This window comes from Dactylosporangium darangshiense (assembly GCF_039537565.1).
Taxonomy (GTDB): domain Bacteria; phylum Actinomycetota; class Actinomycetes; order Mycobacteriales; family Micromonosporaceae; genus Dactylosporangium; species Dactylosporangium darangshiense.
In genome coordinates, this window is sequence record NZ_BAABAT010000055.1 from 47,290 (window position 1) to 60,216 (window position 12,927).

Here is a 12,927-nt window from a genome sequence, read left to right on the forward strand (position 1 = left end):
AGCAGGTTCAACACCCCCATCGAACTGGCGATCACGGGTGACTGCTCCCGGTGTGGCGGTGGTTGGTGTGGGCATTGCGGTATCGGCGTGCGGCGCGACGGCCGAAACCGGTGGTGTCGTTGACGCGGCCCGCGGCTCGGGCCAGGTCGGCGCCGGTAGGTTCCTGGCCGGTGGCGACGCCGCGCCGCCACGCCTGGTACATGGCCGCGTCCTCGTGGCCGATCGGCTCGTACGGCCGCGGATCAGCGGGCGGCGGCACGCTGGCCGGCGATGGCGGCTCAAGGGCGGGAACTGGCGTGGCAGGCAGGGTTGTGGCCGAGAGCCCAGGGGCGGCCGCGGCCGCGACGCTGGGGGCGTCGTCAGTCAGTGACCCGTCCGGATCTGGGAGACCGCCGCTGGCCGTGCTGGCCGCGGCGATGGCTGGATGGTCGACCTGCGTGCTCATGTCGTTGGTCAGCCGGACGGGCGCCAGATCCGCGGCGATGAGCGCGGTGAGCCCGTCGTAGTCGGCGCTGTCGGCGAGGCGCAGCGCGATCTCGTCGAGGTCGTAGACGTTGATCGCGATCTCGGCCGCGGTCGGGTCGACCGCGGCCCGGATCTTGCGGCGCAGCACCTTGGCGATCGCGCTGGTGCGCAGCTCCCTGCGCTGCTCAGCCCTGGCCGCGGCGAGCGAGGTGTAGAGCCCGAGCCGCGGGTCTGCCTTGGCGAGGTTCTTCGCCCGCACCGTCAGCCAGGGGTGGCGCATCCAGTGCCCGACTACTTCGTAGGCGGGGGTGGTCGGCGGCAGGTTGCCTGTGGCGCGTAGCCGGTCGCGGCGTTGGTTCTCGGTGTGCATCAGCCAGACGAGATAGCCCAGCGCGGACATGCCGGCGAAGAAGCCGGCGAGTAGCGTGTTGGTGTGGGCCGTCCAGTTGAACGCGACGGCGGACGCGGCGATGACCGCGGACAGCACCCGCGAGGCGGTCGCCCGTTCGCCGAGGCGTCGGCGCACGTCGGCGTTGGCCAGCACGACGATGCCGCCCAGCTCCAGCGCGCCGACTGCGGGGATGGCCCAGATGAGCGGGATGCCGAGTGCCTCGACCGCGCCGGATACCTGCCCGGCGAGGGCGACGAGCAGCACGACGATGTAGAAGAGCTGGCGCATGTAGGCGGTGTGCCTGACCGTGCGTTGCAGGTCGGCATCGAGGTCGACGATGGTGTTGGTACGACGGGCACGCGGATAGGCCAGTTCGTCTGCTGGTGCGCTCGTCATGGCATCCTCCGGATGGCGCGGCGCCGGCCGGCACCTTCGGCTCGGGTGTGCGGCGCAGCGTGGCGATGACCGCCGCAAAGTGGTCGGCGGGGCGGGTGCAGGCTGTCGGCGAGCAGGGCGAGCCTGAGCGGGGGACCCGCATCGGCCGACAGGTTGCGCCTCAGGCTGCCGCAGGCATGCCAGGCACCGCAGGTGACGACGACCTGGTGGTCACCGTGGTTCATGGGTTGGGGCCTTGGTGTTGGCTTCGTTGTCGGGACCGTTGCTGGTGGTGGCGACGTCGCGTTGCAGCTGGGTGGCGAGGGCGATGGTGTCGGGGGAGGGTTGCTCGTCGATGTCGTCGAGTGCGGCACGGAGGTGTTGCAGCACGTCGCGTACGGCTTCGGCGTCGCCGAGGCGGGCGATGGCGCGCATGGCGTGCCGGGCCAGGTCCTCGTTGATCGGGTCCAGGGCTGCTGCGGCGTGGATGAGGTCGGCGGCGCCGCGGGGGTCGTCGGCGGTGATGAGTTCGGCGAGGTTGAGTCGGGCGCGGATGCCGTGCCGGCGGAGTTGCTCGCGGGGTGGTTCGATCCAGTCGTAGTCGTGGCCTTGGGCGAGTGGACCGGTGTGCGCGTCGATGGCCTGGCGCAGCAGGGTGGCTCGGGTACCAGGTTCGGTGGTGGTGCTGGCCTGGCGTAGTGCGTCGATGAGCTGCCATACGTCGAGGTCGAGGTGGTTGGGGTCGAGGTGGTAGCGGCCGCCGGTGTTGATGACGGGTTGGATGGTGGTGTCGGCGGCGGCGTGGCGGATCCGGCGGCGTAGGTCGCCGACTTCGGTGGAGAGTCGTTCGCCGGCGCGGCGGACGGTGGCGGTGGGCCAGAACGCTTCCATGATGTCGGAGAGGTCGGCGCCGCTGCGGTGTACGGCCAGGTAGACGAGCAGCTCCCGGGCGTGGTGGCGCAGTCCGGATACCGGGCGGCCGTCGCGGTCGAGGATGGTCGGCTCGCCGAGCAGCCGGATGCGAACCGCACGCCGCGGCTTGGGGGCGGCTGGGGTGGTGCCGGTGGTGGGTGCCGCGGGGGCAGGGATCGGTGCGCGGTTGGGGGTTGGGCGGGTGTCGGCGCCGTGCTGGGCCGTGGCGGGCACGTCGGGCGATGCACTGTGGGGGCGGGGTTCGGGAGGGGCGGGTGCCGTCGTCGCCGCGCTGGGCGCGGCCTGCGGCGGGCTGTCCGGGTTGTCCGGGTCTGTGGTGGCAGGCGCGGGTGTGGTCAGGTCGATGCCGCTGGCCGTGGGTGCTGGTGGTGGTGCGGGGCTGGGTTGGCCGGTGTGCGCCTCGCGGAGGACGTCGAGGAGTTGCCGGGTGGTGGGGATGTCGAGCACGGCGAGCCGGTCGTCATCGTTGCCGCTGGTGTGCCCGTTGGTGTCGACGGTGAGGGTGTCCCCGGGGGGCCATGCGCCGAGTAGGACCGCGCTGATCCGTAGCGGGGCGCCGAGGTGCAGGGTGGTGCTCAGCCGGGCCTGCAGCTGGGTGGGCGGGGTTTCGGCGAGCAGCAGGACCGGTGGCATGGGTGGGTGGTAGGGGTCGGCGGCGCGTAGTTCGGTCAGGTCGGCGGCGTCGTACTCCTCCAGGAGCCGCCGCCGCTCGAGCAGCAGCTCGTCGGCGCGGTTCAGTGCTTCGGACAGGTTTGTGGTGATGTGCAGCCGTGGGATCTCCCGGGCGTGGATGGTGTCGGCGCCCAGCAGGGTGGTCAGTGTGTCGGCGGGTGTGATGATCTGGCCTTTGGCGTCCGGGTCGGCTGGTGTGCCGGAGGCCAGGGCGGCCACGAGGAGGGCGCGGACGGCCGGTTCGGCGCCGGCTCCGACCAGGCCCAGCCCGCCTGCGGGTATCCGGTCGCCGACACCGGCCAGGTGCGGGCCGCTGGGTCCGACGGGTGGCAGTGGTGGGCGTTGGTCGGCGCTGGCAGCGGTGTATTCGGCGACGGTCGGCTGCGGTGGGGCCGGCGGGTTGAGTAGTTCGGGGCGCTGCTGGCGGACTGTGCGGTGGATGCGGTTCATGATTGGCGGCAAGGAGCGCAGGTGCGGGTCGTCGGGGTGGTCGCTGGTTGTGGTGGTGCGGGGTGTGGTGCCGTAGTGGTGGCGGCGGCGCAGCCATACCGTGGCGGCGGTACCGGCCAATGCCGCGGCGAGGGGCAGCGTGATCCAACCGCCGGGTACCGTGACGCCGTCGCCGTGGCGATGGTCGGCGGGTCCGGGCGGGTCGCTGCTGGGTGTGGGGGAGGCGCTGGCCCCGGCCGCGGCGGCATGGCTCCCGGCCGGCGGCGTTGGGGTAGCTGCGGCGCCTGGCGGACTCGTGGTGGGCGCCGCAGTTGTGGAGCCGGTTAGGGCGGCGGCGTCCGTGTCGGTCGATGTGGTGGTGCCGGTGGCGTGCCGGCGCGGCCCACGGTCGTGGGCGTCGGCGGGCAGGACGAGCCGCCAGCCAGCTTCGATGTGGTCCGGGCCGTGCCGGCCTGCGCGGTCGGGGATGAGGCCTGGGTTGAGGCGTTGCAGCTCCGGGTAGCGGTCGAAGGCGCCGAGGTACCGGTCGCTGATCGCGCCCAGCCAGTCACCACGGTGCACCAGGTAGGAGGCCTGCGGGTTGCTGAGCGTCGGCGCGGCCGCGTGCCCGGCGTCGGCGGCATCGGTCGTGGTCGGATGGCTCCAGGTGGTGGGGTCGGGACCGGCGGCCGCCGGCGGCGCTGCGGTCGTGGCGCCGGCGGCTGCGGCGGGGGCGTGGACGGCGGCGGCCGGTGCCGCCGCGTGTGCTGTGCCAGGTCCGGTTGCGGTGATGAGGATGCCGGCCATCGACGCCACTGCCGCGTGCAGCGGGGCGGGCAGCAGCCTGGGTGCGCCGTGTCGGCGGACGGCACGGGCGATGTCGAGCACGGTCGCGGTGACCAGCCACAGCCACAGCAGCCACCCGCCGGCCACGCCGAGGACGGCCAGCAATGCGGCACTCATCGGCTGGGCCACCACCGCCGCCAGGTCGAACCCGTCCAGGACCGGCCGCTGGATCAGCAGTAATCCGACCGGCAGCCCGGTCACCGCCGCCAGCAGCAGGAGCGTGCCCGCCGCCGCGCGGGCAGCGGCCCGCGCCCTCGCAATGCGGTAGCGGCGCCAGAGGCCGCCATTGCTGTACAGGTCGGACGCTGCCCGGCGTCCGACCGACACCCCCTGCATGATCACCACCAGCCTTTCGCCGGTCATCGACATCGGTGACGGTAAAGGCGGATCGGTCGCAGTGACCCTGATCGTGGCGTCACAGCGCAGCACACCGGATCACACGAGGTAACACCGCAGCCCAGCAACGATATGGCGGTATGCCGCCAGCACCGAACGGCGGCGGTCACGCGGCCCATCGGGGGTGGCTTGGGTTGCGGCCGGGCGTGGCCTATCAGCTCAGGCCGGCTGCCATTCGGGGGTGCCGTTCGGCGCGGTGACCTGTCCGGTGACGGTGAGGTCAATGGTGTCGGTGGCGTCGGTCCAGGTGCGTGGTTCGACGACGCTGGTGGTCCACCGGTAGCCGATGACGGCCCGGCCGGGGCTGGCGGTGGTGACGGTGATCGCGCCGTCGGCGGCCGGGTCCAGGTGCAGAGTCGGGTAGCGCTGCACCGTCCAGGCCGGGTCATCGGTGATGGCGTACCGCTCGAGGTAGGACATGGGGCAGCTGTGCCACCCGCGGGCGGTCGCATCCAACGTGGGGGAGAAGCTGTGCTTGGCGGCGCAGGCGTCGATGCGGTCGCGGACCAACCGCTCGACAGTCTCGGTGATGCCCGGCGCGAGGGTGGTGCCAGGGTTGATGGTGATCGGCGGGCCGCTGGTGACCGTGAGCTGCTGCTGCACCGCGAGGAGGAGCGTGGTGGCCGGACGGGTCAGCGTGTACAGCCCGGGCGGCGCCCACAGCGTGGCGGCGCGCGGTCCGGGCTGTTTGGTCGGCAGCTGCGCGGCGGCGAGGGTGATCGGGGCCGGTGTCTGGTCGGGCAGTGTCAGCGTGGCGCCGGGCCAGCTGGTCATGAACCAGTCCCGACCGCCGAAGGTGCCGCGCCGGGTGCTGCGCAGGTCGACGCGGTCGGTGAACCGGCGGCCGCCGAGGGTGTAGGTGACGGCAACGTTCCGGTCGGTGCTGGTCCCGGTGTCGGTGCCGATGGTGACGTCCTGCGGTGCCTGGTAGCCCGCGCGTAGCGCGTCCGGCGCACACAGCGGGTTGTGCTGGCACGGATCGGCCAGGAGCCGGGTCGGGTCGTGCGCGGACAACGCCGCGAAGAACTCCCGCACCACGTCGTCCGGGCCGGGCCCGGACGATGCGCGCACGACGAAGGCCGCGGCGATGGCCAGGACGGCGACCGCTGCAACGGTGGCGCTGAGCACGACCCGCCGCCGCGTCCCGCGCGGCCCGTCCGCTCCTGACGGTGCGGTCGTGGCAGCCGGCGGACGAAGGTGCGCCGGCACGAGCGGAATGGGGACGCGGCGGCCGGTGGGCAGCGGCGGCTGGTGCCCGGCCGAGAACGGCACGAGGACCGTGCGCCGCCACCCGCCGGCGGTCGGCGCGCCGCCGGTGCCGGGGCCGGCCGTGAGCGCCGCCGCGGGCCCTCGGATGTCGGGACCAGCAGTTGGCCCGGTCGTGTCGGGCGGCCGCGGGGGAGGGGGTGGCGTGGGCGTGCTCATCGGCTGGTCCGTTCGGTCGCGGCCGGCTGGTCGGCCTGGGCTGAGCCGGTGTGCGGGCTCGACGGCTGCGGCCACGTGGGGAGGGCGACGGTGGACGGTGCGGGCGGCCGGCCCGCGGTGCGGCGGTGCTCGGTCAGCGTCGCGGTGGCCCGGCGGACGCCGTCGGGGTCGCCGGCCTGCGCCCGCCGCTGCAGAATCCGGTGGTAGACGGCCTCGTTGCCTGGCGCCAGCAGCAGCGCCCGGTGCAGCAGGCGCAGCGCGGCGGTGTGGTCCGGCTCGGCGTCGGCGAGGTCGGCGTAGACGTCGAGCATCCGCCGGGCCAGGCGTTCCCGGTCGGGCAGCAGCCAGGCGTGGTCCCATCCGGCGGCGAGCTCACCCCCGTCCAGCGCCGCAGCCTCGCGAAGCAGCCCCTGCCGGGCGGCCGGATCGGCGCAAGTCACCGCGGCGACGAGCACGTCCTGCAGCTGCCAGATGTCAACCTGAGCGGCGGCCGGGTCGAGCCGGTACCGGGCCGGCCCGAGGCTGGCGGCCGGGTCGTCGTGGCGCAGCACCGGTTGGCCGGCCGCGTCGTGCAGGACGCGGCCCAGCTCGGACATCGTGGTAAGGAACCGGCGGTGCGCGGTGCTGGACGGCACGTCGGGCCAGATCGCCTCCTTCAACACGTCGGCGGCGACGCCGTCGCGGTGCAGCGCGAGCAGCACCAGCAACTGCCGGCCGGCGCTGCGCCGAATCTGGACTGGGCTGTCGATGCCGTCCGGGTGCGGGCACAGGACCTGCGGCTCGCCCAGCACCCGGATCTGCAGCCGTCGCGGCTGCCCCGCCCCGCCCGGCGGCTGATCGGGCCAGGCGACCGGCTCCCCGGCGGCCACGGCAGGATCGCGGGCGGCAGCGGCAGTGCGCGCCGGACCACTGCCATCCGCGATACTCGGGCGTGCGAGCAGGCCGAGGCTGGTCAGGATGGTCGTTGTCGCGGTCTGGTCGAGGACTGGCAGGCGCCGCATGCGCGGTGCGGCACCGGTGATGGCGCGCGTTGCACCGTCGTCGTCAACGTGCCAGGTGCTGCCGTGGCCGCTCGCCGTGACCTGGATCGTGGAATCGGCGCGCACGGCGGTCACCGGATCGAGGTCGACCGCGCTGCCCGCATCGCCGGTTGGCGCGGTCAGCGCGGCCGTGTCAGCCAGCTCCGGGCCGACGGCGAACAGCACCGTGCCAGAACCCCCGTGCAGGTCGGGATCGTTGGTCGACGGCACGTCGATCGTTTGCTGGCCTGTCTCGAGGACGGTCGCAGCGAACAGGGAGCTGCACACGATCCGCGGCCGAAGGTCCGAGGGCTGGACCAGCAACGCGATCAGCAACCCCCGGGCTGCGTCGTAGCGGCCCGGGCCGGCCAAGCCGAGCACCCCGCCGGGCAGCCACGCCGCGACCAGTTCCCGCGGCCCTCCTGCGCCAGTCGTCTCGCCCATTGGCGGCCCGTGATCGGCGTCGGCGGAACCGTCGGCCGGCCACGATGATATGGGCGTCGTATCGGCGGGCTCCGGGCCGCGGTCGGCGGCCTGGTGCGTGACGCTGAGCAGCTGGAGCTCGGCGTCGCCGGGCGCGGGCAGATCGGGGTCATGATCCTGCCAGCCGGTCGGCGGGCGCGGCGTATACCAGCGTCGGCGATGGACCCAGACCAGCGTGAGCGCCGCGCTGAGCGCCGCTGTGACCGGCCACGGCAGCCAACCGCCCGGCACGAACACCCCGGCGTCGGCCCAGACGGTGCCCGGCCGGACACCATCCGCCGGTACTGGTGTTGGGGTCGTGGTGGGAGCCGCGGTCGGCGCTGCCGCGGGCGGCGCCACCGCCGCCGTCGCGGTGCCGCCACGCGCGGCGTGTAGCGCCAGCAGCACACCACCGACCGCCGCGGTCACCGCGGTGTGCAACGGCACCGGCAACCGCGCCACCCGGCTCGGACCGGCGCGCAGCGCGGCAACCACATCCGCCGCCACCGCCCAGACCGCCGCCAGCCACACCAGCCACCCCGCACCGACCAGCACCGCGACCACGCTCAGCGCCGACATCGGCTCCGCGACCAGCGCACGCCAATCCCAGTCGACAGCCCGCACGATCACGACCAGCAGCGCCGGCAGGGCGGCCAACACCGCGAGTAACAGCGTCCCGCCCACGACCGCGGCCAGCAGCCGCCGCAGCCACCTCACCGGGGCCCAGCCCCGTCACCGTCCCACCCGCCGCGGTCCGCATCCGGCCGCGCCCCCGCCGGGAAACCGGCCGGGCTCCCCGCGTACGGGCCACGCTGCGGGTCGTCGCCGGCAACCGCCGGCGCGACCCGGCCGTCGGCGGCTGGTGCCGGCCGCAGCAGCAGCGGCCGCAGCACCGGCACCACCGCCCGCACGGCCCACCACACCGCGACCGCGAAGGCGAACCCGACCGCCACCGTCCCCGTAACCCGCCACGACAGCACCACCGCGACCAGCACCGCCAACGGCAGACCCAGCACCAGGCGCAGCAGCGGCCGCCGCACCACCAGCAGCGCCACCGCCACACCAACCAACCCGCCGCCGAGCCGCCCAACCGGACCGATGACCGTGAGCGGCCCGCCCGGCATCCACTGATACAGCTGCCACGCCAACGGCTGCACCAGCGACGGCACCCCGGTCTCGTCCCAACCGATCAGCGCCGCCCCGACACCCGCCGTCACCACTGCGAAGAGGGGAAACCGCAACCAGTCCACCCACGACCCAGCGGGCGGCACCGCCTGCCGCCACATCACCACCGCCACCGCGGCCAGCGCTACCGCAGCCGGCAGCACCGGCAGTACTGACCAGCGCAACAACCCACCGATATCCAGATCGAAAAAGCTGGCCGCCATCAGCGCATACACCGCCGCCAGCACCGCCGCACCAGCCGCCGCCCCGACCAAGGCCACGGCCTCCAACCGGCCCCGCACCCATCTCAGCCCACCGGCGCCGGGCTCATCGGCCAGGCGATAGCGGTCCGCCGCCAGCAGCAGCCCCCCAGCGAGCGCTACCAGGCCGAACACCGCGGCGAACGCCAACACGCCCCACGGCGCCAGCAAGAACCCCGACTCCAGCTTCTCCCGCGGCCCGTACCGCTGCCCACCAGCCACGAACTGCGCGAACAACCCCAACGACGCCAGCGCAGGCAGCACCACCCCGGCCATGTCCCGCCACCCGACCCCGCCACCCGCCGGCCGACCACGCCACCCAGCGGCCGGCCCGCGCTGCACCGCCCCCAGCACCGGCGCCAGCTCCGGCTCCGCCACCAGCATCGGCTCCACCCCACACACCTGCGCCAGCTGCCGCCCCACCCCTGCACCCACATCGGGGCCGACAGCGCACACCAGGTCGAACATCCCCGACGGCACCTGTGCACCCACCATCGCCCGCCGCGCAACCTCCCGCACCAGCACGTCCCCCGACGCCGCTACGCCGTCGGCCAGTTCCGCTGCGACGGTGCCCGCGTCCACCGACGCCACCACCTCGAACCCCTCCGCCGTGCGCCGCAACACCGTCGCGGCACAACCGCCGTCCATCGTCAACACCAGCACCGACGCCCCAACCGCCAACCACACCCCACCAGCCAGCAGATGCCAGCCGACCGCCACCGGCACCGACAGCACATCCACGACACCCAGCCCGGCGACGGACGCCGCGTGCCGCAGCATCGGCAACTGCCGAGGCCCCTGCCCCGGCGACACCACCACCGTCACCGACGCGGGCACCCCGCCAGCCACCCCTACCGCAGCCCGCCGTACCCGACGGAACCGCTCCACCAGTTCCGGCCCAGCCAGCGGCACGTCACGCCGAACCTCGTCCCGGCCGGCATCCGACATCACCCCAGCAGCGCCCAACCCGGCATCCGCCCATCCGGCACCGCCCAGCGCATCCAGCGGCAGCACCACCACGGTCGCGTCGGACCAGCTCACTACGGCGCGGACACCACCGCCGTGGACCTCAATCCCAAGGCATGCGGCTTCCATCAACACATTGACATTCTGCACTGTCAGATCACCGACAGATAGCCCTGCCGTTGCATACCGTGACAAATGCCGGAGCTGATCGCACCGGCCGTTGAGCGCGCTTGCCAGCGCTGGGCTACGGCCGCGTCGTGTCGCAACCGGCGGCCTCGGTACGGGCTGCACGGACGTGCGCAAGCCGATGCATCACCACGACACGCAACATCTCGACCGACTCGGCCAGCGCTCCAGCCGCGCCAGCTGACGTCGGCCAGAACCGGTTCAAGACCGGAGCGGCCAGGACGGCAAGCCGGGTACGCACCGACCGCCCGACCTGGCCAGCGCCGTCCGCGTCAGCATTGACGGTCTCGTATCCGGCAGCGCGACGTGTTGCCACGCGTTCGTCGGAGGAGCCGAGGGAATCCGGTATGAGGGCAACGAGCGGGTGGCTCGGCGGTGGGGTGGGTGAGCAACGGGTGGTCGTCGGCGACAAGGACGTGACCGTCATGGCGGACCGTCCGGGGACGGGAAGTTATGCGCGATGACTGCCGCGGTAGGAGGGCTGCTCCAAATTCGTCGCAGCATGACGAGCGTGCCGGACTTGTCGCGCCAGCCAGACGCCTCACGGGCCCGCACGCCTGCGGGGCCATGTTGGTGCGAGTGTCCAGGGCCGACACACCGTTCTCACCGCCGCCCGCGGTCGCGACGCCGCCCGGCGAGGTACCCGGGCAGTGCTGCGGCGACGAGACCTGCGCCAAGTGCTGTGGCCTTCGGTGCGCCCCGTCCAGGCATGCCCAGTCGTGCCGGGCGGTCGAGGGGGACGGCTGGCGGCGCTGGCATCGCAGCTGGCGGACCCGCGTGCTCGGCGCGGCCGTACTCGTCGTTGAGTACGGCGAGACACCCGCGGGCAGTTCGGCGGCTGGGACGGCGTGCACCGGCTCCAACGGCGGCGGCATGAAGCACCCCCGTGAACAGCGGAAACACCTGAAACGCTACCTGCTGAGCCGACCAGCCGCCGACGTCAGAATGCGACCAGCGGCCCACCCGCGGCAACGTCGTTGAAGCCGGGAGCATGGCCGCAGGCAACCACCGGCTGTTGGTGTCATTCTGCGAGTGGAAGTATGCGGTCACCCCGGGTGATCCACACGCCGCTGAGCGGCTCGGATGACACATTCCGCCCGGTACAGCTCGATCTGGGTCGCTGATGACCCGCGTCGGAGCGTAGAGGTGCAGAAGCTCGGTCCTGCGCCCGAGTTGCCAACGTCAACGCGTCGGCCGTCGGCTAGGCGGACGGCGGCGAGCCGGACGTGGCCTCTGGCATGCGAGGTTAGTCTGCGGACGGGATGAGCGGTAGGAGTAACGCGTCGTAGTTCGGTGAGTCCGGATATGGCTTGAGCTTGCCAATCTTGGTCCATCCCCATTTTGCGTATGCGATTTGGGCGGCGGTGTTGTCCTCTCGGACGAGAAGGGTTGCGCGATCTTCTGGGCGCTTGTGAAGAAGTTCGTCATGGATGGCGCGGGCGATGCCCAGGCGTTGCAGCTCGGGGTGCACCATCAGTTCGCACAGCGCGAACGTACGGTGCCCGTTTTCGGCGATGGCGTCGGGCTCGACATGTGTGGTCAGTCCCTGCCACCAGCGGGCGCCTTCGGGTAACGCGTAGCCGAGAGCGAGCCCGGCAGGTTCCGTCTTGATGGTTGCGGTGACCAGTTCGAATCCTGGTGAGCGCATGTATCCCCGCACGCGTTGCAGGAAGCGGTCCAGGTCGTAGAAGGCGCTCGGGATGACGTCTGCATGTGTGGCCGCGTAGATAGGCGCGACGACCGATTCGAGGATCTGTTCGGCGTCGGCGGCCAGGTAGCGGGCGAACGTCAGGTTCTGCGGGTCAGTCATGCCGCGTTGCCATCGAGGTGAGCATGTGACGAGCTTCGCAGACAGCGGGGTCGTGCGCCGCGTTCGCGGGTATTGCGTCGACCACGTGTTGAGCTGACCGGCGGATCAGGGCGTCGTGCCGCCGTGGGGAAGTCAGGCTGGTGAGTGTCCGGATGGTGTGGCGCGCGCCTTCGATCGGATCGCCGACCGCGACGAGGCAAGTGGCCCGGTGGAGTTCGATCTGCGCGCGTCCTTGGTAGAGCTGAGTGGGGTAGAGCGCGAGTGCGGACTCTTGGGCCTGGGTCGCGCGCGAGGTGTCGCCAGCGTGAGCGTAGACGAAGCTCGCGACATGTAGCAGGCGCTGTTGACCCCAGCCCCACTGCGATCGCCGGTCGTCGATGGTTGCTGTCTCGAGGCGGTCGAACGTCGCCTCGAGGTGGCTGAGCGCTCGGCGGGCGTCGTTATGCAGTCCCAGTTGGGCGAGTCCTTGAGCGCGTGCGGCGTAGCCGCTGGCGGAGCCGGCGGTGGCTTGTCCGTCCGAGACAGTGACCGCGTCCTCGGCCAACGTGAGCGCAGTTGTAACGGGCAGGTCGTCGTACAGTGCGAACACCGCACGTCTGCCGCGGATGCGGGCCTGCAGTTCGTGGTCCTTCGTCTGGTCAGCGGCGCGAATTGCAGTGCGCCAGAAACGCCGGGCCGGTCCCGGCGAGTCTGAAGCGATGAGTGCGATGGCGGTGAGCGCGCTGAGTTCCGCGCACACCCGCGCAAGACGGTCGCGGAGTTTGTCGTCGGCCTCGGTCAGTCGTGCGTGTGCTTCATCTAGGTCGACGAGGAGTTCTGGAAGAACCGTTGCCGGAGAGACGACGCCGACATCGCAGGCGTATTGCCAGGCTGCACGTTCCCATTCGTCGACATCGCTGGAGGTGACCGGCGGTAACTGTTCAGCTGGTTCCTGGTTCGCGCAGGTCTTGATCTTGCTGGGTGGTCTGGTGCATCCTGGGCGGCGTGTCCGGTTCGCCGTTCCTCGCGCAGTTGCTGGAGCGGCTCGCCCGGCTGGATGCGGTGCTGGCGGAGCGGGACGCGGAGATCGCGGAGCGCGACGCCCGGATCGAGGCGCTGACCCGGCGGGTCGCCGACTTGGAAGCGTTG

At 72.4% G+C, this 12,927-nt stretch carries 7 protein-coding genes; all 7 read right to left on the bottom strand.

Annotation, left to right across the window (positions count from 1 at the left end; genetic code table 11):
• Positions 1–31 precede the first annotated feature (31 nt).
• The 7 genes from ABD901_RS50600 to ABD901_RS50630 all read right to left on the bottom strand — a co-directional run bounded on the left by ABD901_RS50600 (position 32) and on the right by ABD901_RS50630 (position 12,538).
• Complete coding sequence (locus ABD901_RS50600) at positions 32–1,252, bottom strand: hypothetical protein (RefSeq protein WP_345140769.1); 1,221 nt, start codon at positions 1,250–1,252, stop codon at positions 32–34.
• 210 nt (positions 1,253–1,462) lie between these two features.
• Entirely contained in the window at positions 1,463–4,474 is a 3,012-nt protein-coding gene (locus tag ABD901_RS50605) for an AfsR/SARP family transcriptional regulator (RefSeq protein WP_345140771.1), read from the bottom strand.
• Between the two features lie 192 nt (positions 4,475–4,666).
• Entirely contained in the window at positions 4,667–5,932 is a 1,266-nt protein-coding gene (locus tag ABD901_RS50610) for a hypothetical protein (protein ID WP_345140773.1), read from the bottom strand.
• Positions 5,929–8,130, bottom strand: coding sequence for an AfsR/SARP family transcriptional regulator (locus ABD901_RS50615; RefSeq protein ID WP_345140775.1), 2,202 nt, complete (start codon positions 8,128–8,130; stop codon positions 5,929–5,931). The genes ABD901_RS50610 and ABD901_RS50615 overlap by 4 nt, the downstream gene beginning before the upstream one ends.
• A complete protein-coding gene (locus ABD901_RS50620) occupies positions 8,127–9,938 on the bottom strand; it encodes a hypothetical protein (RefSeq protein WP_345140778.1) in 1,812 nt (603 codons plus the stop codon). The genes ABD901_RS50615 and ABD901_RS50620 overlap by 4 nt, the downstream gene beginning before the upstream one ends.
• Before the next feature lie 1,297 nt (positions 9,939–11,235).
• Entirely contained in the window at positions 11,236–11,799 is a 564-nt protein-coding gene (locus tag ABD901_RS50625; RefSeq protein ID WP_345140781.1) for a GNAT family N-acetyltransferase, read from the bottom strand.
• Positions 11,792–12,538 (bottom strand): hypothetical protein, encoded by a 747-nt coding sequence (locus ABD901_RS50630; RefSeq protein WP_345140785.1) that lies wholly within the window; start codon positions 12,536–12,538, stop codon positions 11,792–11,794. Before ABD901_RS50630 ends, ABD901_RS50625 begins: the two co-directional genes overlap by 8 nt.
• Positions 12,539–12,927: the final 389 nt, after the last annotated feature.